We start from the raw sequence: 17,847 nt of genomic DNA on the forward strand, positions 1-17,847 counted from the left end.
AGTGCGCGAAGCCTGGGGGTCAGCCCAACATCACCGGCTTGGTATGCCAGATGGTGTGCGCGTACTCGGCGATGGTGCGGTCCGACGAGAACGCGCCCATGCCCGCCACGTTGAGGATCGCCTTGCGCGTCCAGGCGTCGCTGTCCCGGTACAGCGCATCCACCTTGGCCTGCGTGTCCACATAGCTTTCGTAGTCGGCCAGCAGCAGGTATTGGTCTCCCCAATTCACCAGGGTGTCGAAGATGCTCTGGTAGCGCGCGGGCTCACCCGGCGAGAACGCGCCGTCGCGGATCGCGTCGAGCACGCGCTGCAACTGCGGGTTGGCGTCGTAGTAGCGGCGCGGCTCGTAGCCATGCGCGCGGATGTCGGCAACTTCCGGCGTGGTGTGGCCGAAGATGAAGATGTTGTCGTCGCCGACGTTCTCCTTCATTTCGACATTGGCGCCATCGAGCGTGCCGATGGTCAGCGCGCCGTTGAGCGCGAACTTCATGTTGCCGGTGCCCGATGCTTCCGTGCCGGCCGTGGAAATCTGCTCGCTCAGGTCGGCCGCCGGCATGATGATCTCGGCCAGGCTCACGCTGTAGTTGGGCAGGAACACGACCTTCAGCAGCTTGCCTGCGCGGGCGTCGGCGTTGACCACGCTTGCCACGTCGTTGATCAGGCGGATCACCAGCTTGGCCATGTGGTAAGCGGAGGCCGCCTTGCCAGCGAACACCACCACGCGCGGCACCAGGTCGATCGCCTCGCCCGCCTCGTGGGCCGCGACGATGCGCTGGTAGCGCGAGATGACGTGCAGCACGTTGAGCAACTGCCGCTTGTATTCGTGGATGCGCTTGACCTGGACGTCGAACATGGCGTCGGTGTCGATCACCACGCCCATGTTCTGCTCGACCCAGTTGGCCAGGCGCAGCTTGTTCTCGCGCTTGGCGTGGCGGAAGGCGCGCACGAAGGGCGGTTGCTGCGCCATCGGGCGCAGCGCTTCGAGCTGCATGAGGTCGCGTCGCCAGCCGCGGCCGATGCGCTGGTCGAGCAGCGCGGCCAGCGGCGGGTTGGCCTGGGCCAGCCAGCGCCGCGGCGTCACGCCGTTGGTCTTGTTGTTGAAGCGTTCAGGGAAGATCTTCGCGAAGTCCGCAAAGATCGACTGCTTCATGAGTTCCGAATGCAGGCCCGACACGCCGTTGATCGAGTGGCTTGCCAGCACCGCCACGTAGGCCATGCGCACGCGCCGTCCACCGGCCTCGTCGACCAGCGACAGGCGGCGCAGCAACTCCACGTCATTGCCGGCCTTCTCGGTCACGGTGGCCAGGAACTTGGCGTTCATGTCGTAGATGATCTGCAGGTGGCGCGGCAGGATGCGTCCCATCATCTCCACGGGCCAGGTCTCCAGCGCCTCGTGCATGAGCGTGTGGTTGGTGTAGCTGAACACTTTCTGGGTCAGGCCCCAGGCGGTGTCCCAGTCGAGGCCGTGCTGGTCGAGCAGCAGGCGCATCAGCTCGGGCACCGCCAGCACCGGGTGGGTGTCGTTCAGGTGGATGCTGACCTTGTCGGCGAGCTGGTCGAAGGTGGTGTGGTTGCGCAGGTAGCGGCGCAGCAGGTCCTGCACGCTGGCGCTGCAGAAGAAATATTCCTGATGCAGCCGAAGTTCGCGTCCGGACGGCGTGGAGTCGTCGGGATAGAGCACGCGCGAGACGTTCTCGGAGTGGTTCTTGCTCTCGACCGCCTGCATGTAGTTGCCGCGGTTGAAGGCCGAGAGGTCGATTTCCTCCGTGGCGCGCGCCGACCACAGGCGCAACGTGTTGGTGGCCTGCGTGCCGTAGCCGGGAATGATGGTGTCGTAGGCCACCGCCAGCACGTCGTGCGTGTCGACCCAGTCGGCCGCGCCGTAGGGCGCCTGCGGGCCTTCGCGCTTTTGCACGTGGCCGCCGAAGCGCACGCGGTAGTTCACTTCGGGCCGCTGGAACTCCCAGGGGTTGCCGCGCGTGAGCCAGTAGTCGGGCGTTTCGACCTGCTGTCCATTGACGATCTGCTGGCGGAACATGCCGTATTCGTAGCGGATGCCGTAGCCCATGCCCGGCACGCCCAGCGTGGCCATCGAATCGAGGAAGCAGGCGGCCAGCCGGCCCAGGCCGCCGTTGCCCAGTGCGGCATCGGGCTCGCGCTCGGCCAGCGCGGACATGTCGACGCCGAAGTCGGCCAGGGCCTGCTGCACGGTGCTGTACAGGTCGACGGCGAGCAGGGCGTTGGTGAACGTGCGCCCGATCAGGAACTCCATCGAGAGGTAGTAGACGCGCTTCAAGTCCTGCGCATAGTTCGCGCGGGTGGTTGTCATCCAGCGCTCGACCAGCTGGTCGCGCACGGCCAGGGCGGTCGCATTGAGCCAGTCGTCAGGGCTGGCCGCCACGGGGTCCTTGCCGACCGCGTAGATCAGCTTGTTGGCGACCGCGCGCTTGAAGGCCGCAACGTCGCGATCGGGATGGTCGTAGGCAAAGTCTTCGATCGTCATGGTTTCGGACAGGTGATGGTTGTGGGGATGTGAGCGCCGTCAGGCGACGGCGTTCTGGTAGACCTGCAGGTACTGCTGCGCCGCAACCTGCCAGTCGCTCGGCCGCAGCATGCCCGTGGCGCGCACACGCTGCCAGTCAGCCGGGCGGCGGTAGAGCGCAAAGGCGCGGCTGAGCGCGCGCTCGAACGCGTCCTGCGCGAACGGCTCGAACACGAAGCCGGTGGCGCGACCTGCGGCCATGTCTTCCAGCGTGCTGTCGACCACGGTGTCGGCCAGGCCGCCCACCCGGTGCACCAGGGGCGGCGCGCCATAGCGCAGGCCGTACATTTGGGTGAGGCCGCAGGGCTCGTACATCGACGGCACCAGGGTCACGTCACCGCCCCCGAAAAGGCGATGCGCCAACCCTTCGTCGTAACCGATGGTGGCGCTGACGGCCTCGGGCGCAGCGGCCGCGCGCTGGCGAAAGGCGTCTTCGAGCCAGCCGTCGCCGCTGCCCAGCAGCGCGAGCTGGCCACCCTGGGCCAGCAAGGCATCGAGCCCCTCGAGCACCCGGTGCAGGCCCTTTTGTTCGGTCAGCCGGCTGACCAGCACGAAGAGCGGCGCTTCGGGTGCGACGGCGAGGCCGAGCGCCTGCTGCAGCGCGGCCTTGCAGCGCGCCTTGCCCGCCATGCGATCGGTGTCGAAGGTCTGCGGCAGCAGGGCGTCGTGGGCCGGGTCCCAGACGGCGGCGTCGACGCCGTTCAGGATGCCGGTGAGCACGTTGCTGCGTCCGCGCAGCAGGCCGTCCAGGCCGCAGCCCTGCGCGGGGGTCTGGATCTCCTGCGCATAGGTTGGGCTCACGGTGGTCAGCCGGTCGGCGAAGTAGAGGCCGGCCTTCATGAACGAGACCTGGCCGTAGTATTCGAGCCCGTTCATCTGGAAGGCTTCGCCCGGCAGGCCGAGGCCGACGAAGTGCCAGGGTGCGAACAGACCCTGGTAGGCCAGGTTGTGCACGGTGTACACGCTGCGTGCACGCGGCCTGCCGTCGGCAGGCGCAAAGGCCATGTACGCGGGGGCCAGCGCGGCATGCCAGTCGTGGGCGTGCACCACTTCGGGTCGCCACGCCGGGTCCAGGCCGCGGGCCAGCAACGCGCCGGCCCAGCCAAGCAGCGCGAAGCGGCGGTGGTTGTCGTCGTAGGGCTGGCGGTGGGCGTTTTCGTAGGGATTGCCGGGGCGGTCGTAGAGCGCGGGCGCCTCGATCACGTAGGCAGGAACGGCTGCAGCGCCGGTGCCCACGGCGCCGCGGCGCAGCACGGCACGTTCGCCCCAGGGCGCATGGAACACGGCGACCTCGTCGGTCACACCGAGCCCGTTAAGCAGCGCCGGGAAGCCCGGCAGCAGCACGCGCACGTCCTGCCCGGCGGCGGCGAGCGCGGCCGGCAGGGCGCCGGCCACGTCGGCCAGCCCGCCGGTCTTCAGAAGCGGAAAGAGTTCGGCACTGACCTGGAGGATGCGCATCGATCGGTTCAGGCAGCCAGCAGTTGCAGCATTTCGCGGGTGACGAGCACCACGCCGGTCTCGGTGCGCTCGAAGCGCGCCGCGTCGGCCTCGGCGTCTTCGCCCACCACCATGCCTTCAGGAATCACGCAGCCGCGGTCCACCACCACCTTGCTCAGGCGCGCGCCACGGCCCACCTCGACGTCGGGCAGCAGCACGGCTTCGCTGATGTCGCAGAACGAGTGAATCCGCACGCCGGAGAACAGCACGGAGTTGCTCACCTTGGAGCCCGAGACGATGCAGCCACCCGAGACGATGGTGTTGACCGTCATGCCGTGCTTGCCGTCGTGGTCCAGCACGAACTTGGCTGGCGGCAGCTGCCGCTGGTAGGTCCAGATGGGCCAGTTCGTGTCATAGATGTCGAGCTCGGGGGTGATGGACGCCAGATCGAGGTTGGCAGCCCAGAATGCATCAATCGTGCCCACGTCGCGCCAGTAGGCCTTCGAGTCCGGGCCGCGTGCGGCACGCGTGACGCAGGACATGCCGAACGGATGCGCCAGCGCACGGCCCTGGGCCACGGCACGCGGAATGATGTCCTTGCCGAAGTCGTGCGTGGAATCGGGGTTGGCGTTGTCTTCCTCCAGCAGTTGGTACAGGTACTTGGAGTCGAACACGTAGATGCCCATGCTGGCAAGCGCGAGGTCGGGATGGCCGGGCATGGCGGGCGGGTCGGCCGGTTTTTCGAGAAAGTCGGTGATCCGCCGGTTCCCGTCGATCGCCATCACCCCGAAGGCCTTGGCTTCGTCGCGCGGGACCTCGATGCAGCCGACCGTGCAGCCCATGCCGCTTTCCGCATGGTCCTTGACCATGATGGAGTAGTCCATCTTGTAGATGTGGTCACCCGCCAGCACGACCACGTAGTCATGGCGGGTCGAGCGCGTCTGGATGATGTCCAGGTTCTGGAACACCGCATCGGCGGTGCCGCGGTACCAGTGCTCGTCGCCCACGCGCTGCTGGGCCGGCAGCACGTCGACCATCTCGTTGAGTTCGGCGCGCAGGAAGCTCCAGCCGCGCTGCAGGTGGCGCATGAGCGAATGCGATTTGTACTGCGTGACCACCGCCATGCGGCGGATGCCCGAATTCAGGCAGTTCGACAGCGCGAAATCGATGATGCGGAACTTCCCGCCGAAGTAGACGGCCGGCTTGGCGCGCCGGTCGGTCAGTTGCTTCAAGCGCGAGCCGCGCCCGCCCGCGAGCACGAGGGCGATGGTGCGGCGAACCAACTGGTGGGCCTGCAGCGGCTGGGGCGTGGGCGTGGGTGTGGGCGAGGTCATGCGTGTCTCCTGGGCGGGCGGTGGTTCGGGATGGTGTCGGATTCGGTCGCGATGGCCCAGTCAGCCCAGCGTAGCACCTGGGATGACGGACGGGGCGTTTGCCAATGCGGCGTCCAAGGCTGCTTCAGGTTCCATTTTGGCCAGCCAGAGGGTAGCGGGCGCAAGGATTTCAGTGGCCGCCAGTGCGCGCGTGTGCACGTGCGCACCGGCATCGCTGGTCAGCCGGCCTTCCCAGCGTCCGGGCGGCAGCGAGAACGACACGGCCTGCGGCCCGGCATTGAGCAGCACCAGCCAGCGCGCGCCGGATGCCGAGGTCCGGGGCGCGTCGAACAGCAGCGCCAGGGCGAGGCGGTCGCTGCGGCTCCAGTCCGGCGGCGTCATCGCGCTGCCTTCGGGGGTGAGCCAGCGCAGGGCGGGGCTGTCGTCGGCAGGCGTGGCCGGCCACCAGCGGGTGCTGCGCAGCGGTGCTGCCTCGCTGCGCAGCGCCAGCACGCGCGTGACGAAGTCCGACAGCGCCAGGTCGGCCTGTGTCCAGTCGAGCCAGGTGAGCTCGTTGTCCTGGCAGTAGGCGTTGTTGTTGCCCTGCTGGGTATGGCCGATCTCGTCGCCGGCCAGGAGCATGGGGGTGCCTTGCGAGAGCAGCAGCACCGCGAGCAGCGTGCGCTGCAGGCCGGCGCGCCCGGCCCGCACCGCCGGGTCGTCGGTCTCGCCCTCGACACCGCCATTGCGGCTGAGGTTGCGGCTGCTGCCGTCGCGGTTGTCCTCGCCATTGGCGGCGTTGTGGCGTTCCTCATAGCTCACCAGGTCGCGCAGCGTGAAGCCATCGTGCGCGGTGATGAAGTTGACGCTGGCCGTCGGTGCGCGGCCGCCATGGGCGAACTCGCCGCTGGAGGCGGTGAAGCGGTGTGCGAATTCGCCGAGCCCCACGGCGCCCTCGCGACCCTGGCGCAGCCAGAAGCCGCGTTGCGTGTCGCGGTAGCGGTCGTTCCATTCGAGCCAGCCGGGCGGGAACGCGCCCAGTTGGTAGCCGCCCGGTCCGATGTCCCAGGGTTCGGCGATCAGCAGGGTGCGCGAGAGCACCGGGTCCTGCGCGATCGCGGCCAGGAAGGGCGCACGCGGTTCGAAGTCGCCGCCTGCGCGCCGTGCCAGGACGGGAGCGAGGTCGAAGCGGAAGCCGTCGACGCCCAGTTCGGTGACCCAGTGCCTGAGGCTGTCCATGGCGAGCTGCAGCACGCGCGGCTCGGCGAAGTTCAGGCAGTTGCCGCAGCCGGTCCAGTTTTCATAGTGCGCGCGGTCGTCGGGGCGCAGGTGGTAATAGAGCGCGTTGTCGATGCCGCGCAGCGAGAGCGTGGGGCCGAGTTCGTCGGTCTCGGCGCTGTGGTTGTAGACCACGTCGATCACCAGCTCCATGCCACGCGCATGCACCGCATCGGCCAGCGCGCGGAATTCGCTGGCGGGCGTGGTGCCCGGCCGGCCGCTCCAGTAGCGCACCTCGGGCGCAAACCAGCCGATGGTGGTGTAGCCCCAGTAGTTGCTCAGGCCCATGTGCAGCAGGCGTTCCTCGTCGGCGCGGTGCTGCACCGGCATCAGGCTGAGCGTGGTCACGCCCAGGCGCTGCAGGTGGTCGAGCACCGCCGGCTCGGCCAGGCCGGCGTAGCTGCCCTGCAGTTCGGCGGGCACTTCCGGATGGCGGCGGGTCTGGCCACGCACGTGCAGTTCGTAGAGCACGCGTTCGCCGGCGGCAATGCGTGGGCGGGCGGCTGCGGTGGCGGTGCGCTGCGGCGGTGGTGGTGGCGGCGCCACGCGGGCCTTGAGCGCCACGGCCGCGTTGTCGCGCGGGTCGCAGTCGGCGGGCCGACCGGGCACGTGGCCCAGGTAGAGATCGCTGCCATCGTAGCGCCCGACGATCTCGCGCGCATACGGGTCGAGCAGCACCTTGGCCGGGTTGAAGCGATGGCCCTCGTGCGGTGCCCAGGGGCCGTGGACGCGGTAGCCATACACCGAGCCCGGCTGCGCATCGGCCAGCCGGCCGTGCCAGACGCCGTCGGTGCAGGCAGGCAGCGCGAGCCGCCGGGTCTCCTGCCGGCCGCTGTCGTCGAACAGGCAGAGCTCGACGCCGGTGGCGTTTGGCGCGGCGAGCGCGAAGTTGACGCCGGCCCGCTCGGCCGTGGCACCCAGCGGGAACGGGAGGCCGTGGCTCAGCATTCGGCCAGCACCCACATCACGGTGGCCAGCGGCGGAACCGTCATCACCAGGGACTCGGGCATGCCGTGCCAGGGCGTGGCGTCGCTGTCGAGCAGGCCGTTTTCCACGCCGCTGCCGCCGTAGACGATGTTGTCCGTATTCATGATCTCTTTGTAGCTGCCGGGTGTCGGCACGCCCAGCCGGTAGGCGTGCCGCACCATGGGTGTGAAGTTGCACACCGCGATGACGAAGGCGCCATCGCGTGCGCGCCGGATGAAAGCGAAGACCGACTGCTCCACGTCGTCGTGCACGAGCCACTGGAAGCCTTCGGGTTCGCAGTCGAGCTGGTGCAGCGCGGGGAAATGCCGGTACACGTTGTTGAGGTCGCGCACCAGCCGCCGCATGCCCTGGTGCGAGCCGTCGTGGGTGAGCAGGTGCCAGTCGAGGCTGCGCTCGGCGTTCCATTCGGCCACCTGTGCGAACTCGCCGCCCATGAAAAGCAGCTTCTTGCCCGGGTAGGCCCACTGGTAGCCGTAAAGGTTGCGCAGCCCGGCGAATTGCTGCCAGACGTCGCCCGGCATGCGCGCGAACATCGATCCCTTGCCGTGCACCACCTCGTCATGCGAGAAGGGCAGCACGAAGTTCTCGGTGTGCGCGTACATCAGCCCGAAGGTGACCTGGCGGTGATGGTGGCTGCGGTGCAGCGGGTCGATGCCGGCATAGGCCAGCGTGTCGTTCATCCAGCCCATGTTCCATTTGTAATGGAAGCCCAGGCCACCGTGCCCGGGTGGTCGGGTGACTCCCGGGAAGCTGGTCGATTCCTCGGCGATCGTCACCGCGCCGGGGCGCTCGACGCCCACCACGTGGTTCATGCGCCGCAGGAAATCGATGGCCTCGAAGTTTTCGCGGCCGCCCTCGGCGTTGGGCACCCATTCCCCCGGTGCCCGGCTGTAGTCGCGGTAGAGCATCGAGGCCACCGCGTCGACGCGCAGGCCGTCGATGCCGTAGCGCTCCAGCCAGTAAAGCGCGTTGCCCACCAGGTAGTTGCGCACTTCGTTGCGCGCGTAGTTGAAGATCAGCGTTTTCCAGTCGTTGTGGAAGCCTTCGCGCGGATCGGCATATTCATACAGCGCAGTGCCGTCGAAGCGGCCCAGGCCGTGCGCATCGGTCGGAAAGTGGGCGGGCACCCAGTCGAGGATGACGCCCAGGCCGGCCGCATGCGCGGCCTCCACGAAGAAGCGAAAGTCGCCCGGCGTGCCGAAGCGCGCGGTGGGCGCATACAGCCCCACCGGCTGGTAGCCCCAGGAGCCATCGAAGGGGTGTTCGCTGACCGGCAGCAGTTCGAGGTGGGTGAAACCCATGTCGCGGGCATAGGGCACGAGCGTGGCCGCCAGCTCGCGGTAGTCCAGCCATTCGTTGCCGTTCTTGCGGCGCCAGGAACCCAGGTGCACCTCGTAGATGCTCATGGGTGCGCCGCGCGCGTTGGCTTCCGCGCGGCCCGCCGGCATCTTGACGGCAGCAGGCAGCGGCTGCACCACGCAGGCGGTGTCTGGCCGTCGGCGGGCCGAGAACGCGAAGGGATCGGCCTTGCGCAGCACTTCGCCCTGCGCCGACAGGATCTCGAACTGGTAGGCGTCGCCCGTGCTCACGTGGGGCGCGAAAATCTCCCAGATGCCGGCCTCGCGGCGCAGCCGCATCGCATGGCGCCGGCCATCCCACTGGTTGAAGTCGCCCACCACCGACACGCGGCGCGCGTTCGGTGCCCAGACGGCAAACGCGACGCCGCGCACGCCGTCGATTTCGCGCAAATGCGCTCCCAGTCGTTCCCACGGACGCAGATGGGTACCTTCGGCAAGCAGCCAGAGGTCGGTGTCGCCGAGCACCGGCCCAAAACGGTAGGGGTCTTCGAGCTCGGCGCTGTGGTGCGCCCAGCGCACGTGGAAGCGGTAGCCCAGCGTGGCGGGCGCGGCGGGCACCAAGCCGGCGAAGACGTCGGAGTTGCCCTCGCGCGTGAGCAGCGCCAGCGGGTCGCCCGAGCCGGCATGCACCACTGCGACTTCGCGCGCGCCGGGCAGCAGGGCGCTGACGCGCAATCCGTCGGCGGTGCGATGGGGGCCGAGCACGGCAAAGGGGTCGCCATGTTCGGCGCGCATCAGGGCACGGATGTCTGCCTCAGGCAGCATGGTGCCCCTCTGCGGCAGCGCGGAGCGAGCGCCGCCCGGCGTGGGACGGCCGAGGCCCGGCGCAGGGCTGCCTGCCGATGCCTTTCGCGTTGTCTTCCGGGAAGCGGTGCGCGTCGATCAGGCCGATCCCCGCGCCGCCTTGCCAGTCCTTGCTGTCCATGCGTGCCTCAATGCTTGGAATGATTGTGGCATGCGAAAAGCGGGCCAAGCGCCCGCGCACCCGCTTTGTCGGCGGGCGCGGTCCTCAGGTGGGTCGAAGGGGGCTGTCAGTCGGCGCGTTTGGGCCGGCCGGCCTTCAGCGGGACCAGCGCGTCGAGTGCCGCAAGCAGCGCCGGTGCGGGCAGGGTGGCCAGCACCTGCAGGCCGGCGCGCAACAGTTCGCTCTTCTTGGTGGGGCGCTTGAAGCCCAGGGCGCGGTCCTTGAGCACCGCAATCAGGCCGAAGTCCTTCTGCGGCATGGTGAAGCTGTCTCGCACCAGTTTTTCCTTGAGCTTGACCGTCTTGTCGATCTTCTTGGCCGCTTTCTTGCCCGCAGGCTCGACGGGCGGCTTGGCCTTGACGGGCGTTTGGGCGGCCTTCTGGACGGCCGTTTCCACCGCCTTTGTTTTCACGGGCGCTTTGACCACGGTCTTGACGGGTGTCTTGACGGGTGCTTTGACCGCGGCCTTCGCACTCGCTTTTTCAGGCATCTTGGCCGGCGTTGGTGCCGGTGGCGTCACCGGCGCTTTGTGGGCTGGTTTCTTGGCCGTGCGCGGTTTGGCCGTGGCCGGTGCCGGGGCAGATGCGGGCGGCGTCATGGCATCGTGCGCGGCCGGTGCGCTTGCTGGCGTAGAGGGGGCGGCCGTCGTGTCGGCTGCAGAGGTGGAAACAGGGTCGGCGGGGGTCTGGGAAACGGTCATGATGATGAATGAATAGGGTAAATGATTTATACCATATTGAAGCGGTTTTTCAATGGTCTCCACACGTCTTCCATCGCCTGCGCGCCAGAGCCGCGATAATCCGGCTTCCCCGGCCGCCCCAGCGCCGGGCCTGTACCCAAGCCTCATGAATCCCAGCTACAAACCCGCCGACGTCGAGTCCGCCGCCCAGGCCCACTGGACGGCTGCCGATGCCTACCGCGTCACCGAAGATGCGCGCGACGCTCAGGGCGATCCAAAGAAGAAGTACTACGCCTGCTCGATGCTGCCTTACCCCAGCGGCAAGCTGCACATGGGCCATGTGCGCAACTACACCATCAACGACATGCTCACGCGCTATCTGCGCATGTCGGGCTACAACGTGCTCATGCCCATGGGCTGGGACGCCTTCGGCCTGCCGGCCGAGAATGCGGCGCTGAAGAACGGCGTGCCGCCGGCCAAGTGGACGTACGAAAACATCGCCTACATGAAGGGCCAGCTGCAAGCCATGGGCCTGGCGATCGACTGGAGCCGCGAGGTGGCCACCTGCGACCCGGCCTACTACAAGTGGAACCAGTGGCTGTTCCTGAAGATGCTGGAAAAAGGCATCGCCTACCGCAAGACCCAGGTCGTCAACTGGGACCCGGTCGACCAGACCGTGCTGGCCAACGAGCAGGTGATCGACGGCAAGGGCTGGCGCACCGGCGCCACGGTCGAACGCCGCGAGATCCCGGGTTATTACCTGAAAATCAGCGACTACGCCGAAGAACTGCTCGAACACACCCAGCACAAGCTGCCGGGTTGGCCCGAGCGCGTGCGGCTGATGCAGGAGAACTGGATCGGCAAGAGCGAGGGTGTGCGCTTCGCCTTCACGCACGATATCCGTGGCGATGACGGCCAGGCGATCCAGGACGGCCGCATGTACGTCTTCACGACGCGCGCCGACACCATCATGGGCGTGACCTTCTGTGCCGTGGCGCCCGAGCATCCGCTGGCCACGCACGCCGCCAGGACCGACCCGAAGGTCGCCGCCTTCGTCGAGGAATGCAGGAACGGCGGCACTACCGAAGCCGAGCTCGCCACGCAGGAAAAGAAGGGCGTACCCACCGGCCTGACGGTCCGGCACCCGATCACCGAGGAAGATGTGCCGGTGTGGGTCGGCAACTATGTGCTCATCAACTACGGGGATGGCGCCGTCATGGGCGTGCCTGCGCATGACGAGCGCGACTTCGCCTTTGCCAACAAGTACGGCATCCCGATCGTTCAGGTGGTGCTGGTCGACGACGAGCCGCACTTCGACTATCACAAGTGGCAGGACTGGTACGGCGACAAGAGCCGTGGCGTGACGATCAATTCCGACAATTTCAGCGGCATGGGCCACAAAGAGGCCGTGGCCGCCGTGGCGCATGCGCTGGGCCAGAAGGGCCTGGGCGAACTGCAGACCACCTGGCGCCTGCGCGACTGGGGCGTGAGCCGCCAGCGCTACTGGGGTACGCCGATCCCGATCATCCATTGCGATGAACACGGCGCGGTGCCGGTGCCCGAGGCCGACCTGCCGGTCGTGCTGCCGACCGACTGCGTGCCCGACGGCTCAGGCAATCCGCTGATCAAGCACGAGGGCTTTCATGCCGGCGTGGTCTGTCCGGTCTGCGGCAAGCCCGCACGGCGCGAGACCGACACGATGGACACTTTCGTCGATTCGTCCTGGTACTTCATGCGCTATTGCGACCCGAAGAACGACCAGGCCATGGTCGGCGAGGGCGCGCAGTACTGGATGCCGATGGACCAGTACATCGGCGGCATCGAACATGCCATCCTGCACTTGCTGTACGCGCGCTTCTGGACCAAGGTCATGCGCGACCTGGGCCTGGTGAAGGTCGATGAACCTTTCAGCAAGCTGCTCACGCAAGGCATGGTGCTCAATCACATCTATTACCGGCGTGGCGACAAGGGAGGCAAGGACTACTTCCCGCCGCTCGAGGTGACGCCCGTGCTCGACGCGCAGGGGCGCATCACGGGCGGGACGCTGGCCGACGGTTCGGCCGTCGAGTATGGCGGCGTCGGCAAGATGGGCAAGAGCGAGCGCAACGGCGTCGACCCGCAGGACCTCATCGAGAAGTACGGCGCCGACACTGCACGCCTGTACACCATGTTCACCGCGCCGCCCGAAGCCACGCTGGAGTGGAATGACGCGGCTGTCGAAGGCAGCTACCGCTTCCTGCGCCGGGTCTGGAACTTCGGCGTGGCGCAGGCCGCCGACGCATCGCCGGCCGAGGGCAAGGGTGAATTCGGCAAGGGTGCCAAGGCGCTGCGCCGCGAGGTGCACACCGTGCTGCGCCAGATCGACTACGACTACCAGCGCATGCAATACAACACGGTCGTCTCTGGCGCCATGAAGCTGCTCAACGCGCTCGAAGGCTTCAAGCCCGACGGCAGCGCCGGCGACCGCAGCGCGCTGCGCGAAGGCCTGGGCATCCTGCTGCGCTGCATGTACCCGGCCACGCCGCACATTGCGCACGAACTCTGGCAACGGCTGGGCTATGCCAAGTTGCACGGCGAGCTGCTGGATGCGCCGTGGCCCGTGGTCGACGCTGGCGCACTGGTGCAGGAAGAGATCGAGCTGATGCTTCAGGTCAATGGCAAGCTGCGCGGTGCCTTGCGCGTGCCGGCCGGCGCATCGAAGGACGAAATCGAAGCCATGGCGCTGTCCTGCGACGATTTCGTCGCCTTCGCACCGGGCGCGGCGCCCAAGCGCGTGATCGTGGTGCCCGGCCGGTTGGTCAACGTGGTGGTATGAGCATGACGCATGTGACTTCGCGCCCGGGCACGCTGCCGCGTCGCAGTTTCCTCGCTGCTGCTGCTGCTGCGGCGGTGACCTTGCTGGGCCTGGCCGGCTGTGGCTTCGAGCTGCGCAAGGCGCCGGTCTTCGCATTCAAGTCGCTGGCGGTGCCCGGGCGCTCGGCCATGGCCGCCTATGTGCGGCGCAACATGGCCGCGGCCGGCACGGTGACCATCGTGCCCGAAGCACAGGCCGCCACGGCCGAAGCGGTGCTCGACATCCTGGGCGAGACCCGCGACCGTGTCGTGGTGTCGACCAATTCGGCCGGCGAGGTGCGCGAACTCAACGTCCGGCTGACCATCCGCTTCCGGTTGCGCACGCCGGCCGGCAAGGAGCTGCTGACCTCCGAGATCCAGCAGCGCCGGGACGTGACCTACAACGAGACCAACGCGCTCGCCAAGGACGCCGAGATCGAGCTGCTCTACCGCGACATGCAGACCGACATCGCCCAGCAGATACTGCGGCGCCTTGCGGCGGTCAAGGAACTCTGAGGATGCAACTGGCGGCTGCGCAGCTGGCGGCACACCTGGCCAAGGGCGTGCGGCCGCTCTACGTGATCCACGGCGACGAACCCCTGCTCGCGCAGGAGGCCGCCGATGCGGTGCGCGCAGCGGCACGCACGCAAGGCTATACCGAACGCAGTTCGTACACGGTGGCCGGCGCGCATTTCGACTGGGGCGCGGTGCGGGCCGCCGGCGGCTCGCTGAGCCTGTTTGCCGACAAGCAGATCGTCGAAATTCGAGTGCCTTCCGGCAAGCCGGGCAAGGACGGCAGCGTGGCGCTGCAGCAACTGGCCGAAGCGGCGGCGGGCAACGACAGCACGCTGACGCTGGTGCTGCTTCCGCGGCTGGACAAGGCGACCCGGTCGGGCGCGTGGTTCTCGGCGCTCGAGAGCCATGGCGTGAGCGTGCAGGTCGACCCGGTCGAGCGCGGCGCGTTGCCGCAGTGGATCGCGCAGCGCCTGTCGTTGCAGGGCCAGCGTGTGAAGGCAGGCGAAGAGGGGCAGCGCACGCTGCAGTTCTTCGCGGACCGGGTGGAAGGCAACCTGTTGGCTGCCCACCAGGAGATCCAGAAGCTCGCGCTGCTGCACCCCGAGGGTGAGCTCGACTGGCAGCAGGTCGAGGCGGCCGTCAACAACGTGGCGCGCTACGACGTCTTCAAGCTGTCGGAGGCCGTGCTCGCCGGCAATCCGCAGCGCGTGGCGCGCATGCTCGATGGCCTGCAGGCCGAGGGTGAGGCCGAAGTGCTGGTGCACTACACGATTGCCGAGGACATCCGCGCGCTCAAGCGCGTGAAGGACGCCATGGCGCAAGGGCGTCCGTTGCCCATGGCACTGCGCGAAAACCGCATCTGGGGGCCGCGCGAGCGTGCCTTCGAGCGCGTGCTGCCGCGCCTGGACGATGCCCTGCTGGCGCGCCTGCTGCGCGCCGCGCATCGGGTCGACGGTATCGTCAAGGGACTGAAACAGCCCGACTGGCCCGTTGGTGGCTGGCCCGCGCTGCAGCGTCTGGCACTGATGCTCTGCCGCGCCTGCATGACGGCGCCGGCACCCGGGCCACGCGGCTGATCGCGCGGGGCCGGAAACGCACTGTTGCCCACTGGGTCGACTGCATGGTGCGCAAGAGTGGGAAAATAAACCCATGAACGCGTTCAACATCACTGAGTACATGCAGGCGCTGGGCCTGCAGGCCAAGGCGGCGTCCGCCCTGATGGCCCGGGCCGATGCGGCCACCAAGAACACGGCACTCAAGGCGCTGGCCCGCCGCCTGCGCGAAGCCGGTGCGCCGCTTGCGCAAGCCAACGAACGCGACGTTGCACGCGCCACGGCCGCTGGCCTGGCAGCGCCGCTGGTCGACCGCCTCAAGCTCTCGCAAAAGACGATCGACACCGTTGCGCTCGGTTGCGAGCAATTGGCGGCCATGCCGGACGTGATCGGCGAGATCATCGGCATGAAGCAGCAGCCCAGCGGCATCCGCGTGGGCCAGATGCGCGTGCCGATCGGCGTGTTCGGCATGATCTACGAAAGCCGTCCCAACGTGACCATCGAGGCCGCCAGCCTGGCCATCAAGAGCGGCAACGCGGCCATCCTGCGCGGCGGCTCGGAAGCCATCGAGTCCAACAAGGCGCTGGCGCAGCTGGTGAGCGAATCGCTGGCCGAAGCGGGCCTGCCGGTCGATGCGGTGCAGCTGGTGCAGACCACCGACCGTGAGGCCGTGGGCCAGTTGATCGCCATGCCGGCATTCGTCGACGTGATCATTCCGCGCGGCGGCAAGGGCCTGATCGAGCGCATCAGCCGCGAGGCCAAGGTGCCGGTCATCAAGCACCTGGATGGCAATTGCCACGTCTATGTCGACGACACGGCGCCGCTGGAGATGGCGGTGCGTGTGGTCGACAACGCCAAGACACAGAAATACAGCCCCTGCAACGCGGCCGAAGGCCTGCTGGTGGCCGCGTCGATCGCCGATGCCTTCCTGCCCGAGATCGGCGCGGTGTTCGGCGCCAAGGGCGTGCAGATGCGCTGCGACCCGGTGGCCGCGCGCATCCTGCGCGCCGAGGCGGCGCTGCATCCCGAGATGGATGTGACCGACGCCGTGGAAGCCGACTGGTCGGAGGAGTACCTGGCCGCGGTCATCAGCATCAAGGTGGTCGAGGGCGTGGACGAGGCCATTGCGCACATCAACCGCTATTCGAGCCACCACACCGACGCCATCATCACGCGCGACCACTTGAACGCGCAGCGTTTCCTGCGCGAGGTCGACTCGGCCAGCGTGATGGTGAATGCGAGCACCCGGTTCGCCGACGGTTTCGAATTCGGCCTGGGTGCCGAAATCGGCATCAGCACCGACAAATTCCATGCGCGCGGTCCGGTGGGCATCGAAGGCCTGACTTCGCTCAAATATGTCGTGTTAGGACAGGGCGAGACGCGCAGCTGACGGCTTGTCATCTGGGTGAGTGGCCCCAAATCCTACAATCCCACTCTACCTCTCCGCTGAACGCGCACAACAAGGCCGCCGCATGGTCCCCCATCTCGTCACCGCCCTGACCGGCCCGATCAACGAACTCGAGCAGCGCATCCTCGACTCGACCCCTGCCATCGAGCGCTGGTTTCGGCTCGAATGGATGGAGCACACGCCCCCGTTCTACACCGCTGTGGACATCCGCAATGCCGGCTTCAAGCTGGCACCGGTGCACACCAACCTGTTTCCCGGCGGCTGGAACAACCTGACGCAGCAGATGCTGCCGCTGGCGGTGCAGGCCGCCCAGGCGGCGATCGAGAAAATCTGTCCGGAGGCGCGCAATCTGCTCGTCATTCCGCAGAACCATTCGACCAACACCTTCTACCTGGCGAACATTGCCCAGCTGGTGCGCATCTTCCACATGGCCGGGCTCAACGTGCGCGTGGGCTCGATCGACCCGGCGATCAAGTCGCCCAAGAAGATCGAACTGCCCAACGGTGACACCGTGACGCTGGAGCCTGTGGTGCGCACCAAGCGCCGCCTGGGCATCAAGAATTTCGACCCCTGCACGATCCTGCTGAACAACGACCTGGCGGCCGGCACGCCCGGCATTCTGGAGGACCTGCACGAGCAGTACCTGCTGCCCCCCGTGCATGCAGGCTGGTCGGTGCGGCGCAAGAGCAACCACCTGCGCAGCTACGAAGAGCTTTCCAAGCGCTTCGGCAAGTTGCTGGGCATCGACCCCTGGTTGATCAACCCGATGTCCACCCGCGCCGAGGGCGTGAACGTGGCTGATGGCCGCGGCATCGACGTGCTCACGAGCCATGTCGACGCAATGCTCACGAAGGTGCGGCGCAAGTACAAGGAGTACGGCATCAACGAGAAGCCCTTCGTCGTCGTCAAGTCCGACACCGGCAGCAACAGCATGCCGGCGATCACGGTGCGCGACGTCAAGGAGGTCGAGGCGCTGACGCGCAAGTCGCGCGCCAAGGCAGGCGGGGCCGCGCAGGGCGTGGGCGCCGATGAAGTGGTGATCCAGGAGGGCGTGTTGACCAACGAGCGCGTGCACGACGGCGTCGCCGAGCCGGTGGTCTACATGATGGACCGCTATGTGGTGGGTGGCTTCTACCGCGTGCATGCCGAGCGCAGCAGCGACGAAAGCCTGAAGTCGCCGGGCGCGAGCTTCGTGCCGCTGGCCTTCTCCGACAGCGCCCACCTGCCGCAGCATGGCGCCAAGCCAGGCGCGAGCGCGCCCAACCGCTTCTATATGTACGGGGTGATCGGCCGGCTGGCCATGGTCGCGGCCAGCTACGAACTGGAAGCCACCGACCCCGACGCCGAGGTCTACGAGTAACCCGCAGCCCGGACCGGCGGGCGCTTTGCGGCGTCACGCGTCACGGGCAGAATACGCGTCCCACAGCAAAAACGGAAAAAGAGGGCGGGGTCGCGCGCATCCAGTGATGGCATGGCCAGGC

General features: G+C 67.6%; 12 protein-coding genes. 5 read left to right on the forward strand and 7 right to left on the reverse strand.

Annotated elements, in window-relative coordinates; all coding sequences use genetic code 11:
- Positions 1-19 precede the first annotated feature (19 nt).
- From J2W36_RS13125 to J2W36_RS13155, 7 genes are all read right to left on the reverse strand, one after another.
- On the reverse strand, positions 20-2,503 hold the full coding sequence (locus J2W36_RS13125; protein ID WP_307690175.1) for a glycogen/starch/alpha-glucan phosphorylase: 2,484 nt from the start codon (positions 2,501-2,503) through the stop codon (positions 20-22).
- 39 nt (positions 2,504-2,542) lie between these two features.
- Positions 2,543-4,000, reverse strand: a complete 1,458-nt coding sequence (glgA, locus tag J2W36_RS13130; protein ID WP_307690176.1) for a glycogen synthase GlgA — start codon at positions 3,998-4,000, stop codon at positions 2,543-2,545.
- 8 nt (positions 4,001-4,008) lie between these two features.
- The gene (gene glgC / locus J2W36_RS13135; protein WP_307690177.1) at positions 4,009-5,313 is read right to left on the reverse strand and encodes a glucose-1-phosphate adenylyltransferase; all 1,305 of its coding nucleotides are present in this window, start codon (positions 5,311-5,313) and stop codon (positions 4,009-4,011) included.
- A 60-nt stretch (positions 5,314-5,373) separates the two neighbouring features.
- Entirely contained in the window at positions 5,374-7,518 is a 2,145-nt protein-coding gene (glgX, locus tag J2W36_RS13140) for a glycogen debranching protein GlgX (RefSeq protein ID WP_307690178.1), read from the reverse strand.
- Positions 7,512-9,680, reverse strand: coding sequence for a 1,4-alpha-glucan branching protein GlgB (gene glgB, locus J2W36_RS13145; protein WP_307690179.1), 2,169 nt, complete (start codon positions 9,678-9,680; stop codon positions 7,512-7,514). The genes glgX and glgB overlap by 7 nt, the downstream gene beginning before the upstream one ends.
- A complete protein-coding gene (locus J2W36_RS13150; protein WP_307690180.1) occupies positions 9,670-9,840 on the reverse strand; it encodes a hypothetical protein in 171 nt (56 codons plus the stop codon). The genes glgB and J2W36_RS13150 overlap by 11 nt, the downstream gene beginning before the upstream one ends.
- A 106-nt stretch (positions 9,841-9,946) precedes the next feature.
- The gene (locus tag J2W36_RS13155) at positions 9,947-10,579 is read right to left on the reverse strand and encodes a hypothetical protein (protein WP_307690181.1); all 633 of its coding nucleotides are present in this window, start codon (positions 10,577-10,579) and stop codon (positions 9,947-9,949) included.
- A 145-nt stretch (positions 10,580-10,724) separates the two neighbouring features.
- Here J2W36_RS13155 and leuS point away from each other — a divergent pair, with 145 nt between their 5' ends.
- The 5 genes from leuS to gshA all read left to right on the forward strand — a co-directional run bounded on the left by leuS (position 10,725) and on the right by gshA (position 17,726).
- Positions 10,725-13,373: a leucine--tRNA ligase gene (gene leuS / locus J2W36_RS13160; protein WP_307690182.1), complete on the forward strand. Its 2,649-nt coding sequence runs from the start codon at positions 10,725-10,727 to the stop codon at positions 13,371-13,373.
- Positions 13,374-13,384: 11 nt separating this feature from the next.
- Complete coding sequence (locus J2W36_RS13165) at positions 13,385-13,906, forward strand: LPS-assembly lipoprotein LptE (RefSeq protein WP_370869321.1); 522 nt, start codon at positions 13,385-13,387, stop codon at positions 13,904-13,906.
- A gap of 2 nt (positions 13,907-13,908) precedes the next feature.
- On the forward strand, positions 13,909-14,982 hold the full coding sequence (gene holA, locus J2W36_RS13170; protein WP_307690184.1) for a DNA polymerase III subunit delta: 1,074 nt from the start codon (positions 13,909-13,911) through the stop codon (positions 14,980-14,982).
- A gap of 73 nt (positions 14,983-15,055) precedes the next feature.
- The gene (locus J2W36_RS13175) at positions 15,056-16,348 is read left to right on the forward strand and encodes a glutamate-5-semialdehyde dehydrogenase (protein ID WP_307690185.1); all 1,293 of its coding nucleotides are present in this window, start codon (positions 15,056-15,058) and stop codon (positions 16,346-16,348) included.
- 82 nt (positions 16,349-16,430) lie between these two features.
- On the forward strand, positions 16,431-17,726 hold the full coding sequence (gene gshA / locus J2W36_RS13180) for a glutamate--cysteine ligase (protein ID WP_307690186.1): 1,296 nt from the start codon (positions 16,431-16,433) through the stop codon (positions 17,724-17,726).
- Positions 17,727-17,847: the final 121 nt, after the last annotated feature.

Origin of the sequence: Variovorax ginsengisoli, from assembly GCF_030811835.1 — a bacterium.
Classification (GTDB): domain Bacteria; phylum Pseudomonadota; class Gammaproteobacteria; order Burkholderiales; family Burkholderiaceae_C; genus Variovorax; species Variovorax ginsengisoli_C.

Bases quoted from the DNA above. Each gene is read 5' to 3' on its own strand.
- J2W36_RS13125 (WP_307690175.1), bottom strand. From the start codon at position 2,503: ATGACGATCGAAGACTTTGCCTACGACCATCCCGATCGCGACGTTGCG.
- glgA (WP_307690176.1), bottom strand. From the start codon at position 4,000: ATGCGCATCCTCCAGGTCAGTGCCGAACTCTTTCCGCTTCTGAAGACC.
- glgC (WP_307690177.1), bottom strand. From the start codon at position 5,313: ATGACCTCGCCCACACCCACGCCCACGCCCCAGCCGCTGCAGGCCCAC.
- glgX (WP_307690178.1), bottom strand. From the start codon at position 7,518: ATGCTGAGCCACGGCCTCCCGTTCCCGCTGGGTGCCACGGCCGAGCGG.
- glgB (WP_307690179.1), bottom strand. From the start codon at position 9,680: ATGCTGCCTGAGGCAGACATCCGTGCCCTGATGCGCGCCGAACATGGC.
- J2W36_RS13150 (WP_307690180.1), bottom strand. From the start codon at position 9,840: ATGGACAGCAAGGACTGGCAAGGCGGCGCGGGGATCGGCCTGATCGAC.
- J2W36_RS13155 (WP_307690181.1), bottom strand. From the start codon at position 10,579: ATGACCGTTTCCCAGACCCCCGCCGACCCTGTTTCCACCTCTGCAGCC.
- leuS (WP_307690182.1), top strand. From the start codon at position 10,725: ATGAATCCCAGCTACAAACCCGCCGACGTCGAGTCCGCCGCCCAGGCC.
- holA (WP_307690184.1), top strand. From the start codon at position 13,909: ATGCAACTGGCGGCTGCGCAGCTGGCGGCACACCTGGCCAAGGGCGTG.
- J2W36_RS13175 (WP_307690185.1), top strand. From the start codon at position 15,056: ATGAACGCGTTCAACATCACTGAGTACATGCAGGCGCTGGGCCTGCAG.
- gshA (WP_307690186.1), top strand. From the start codon at position 16,431: ATGGTCCCCCATCTCGTCACCGCCCTGACCGGCCCGATCAACGAACTC.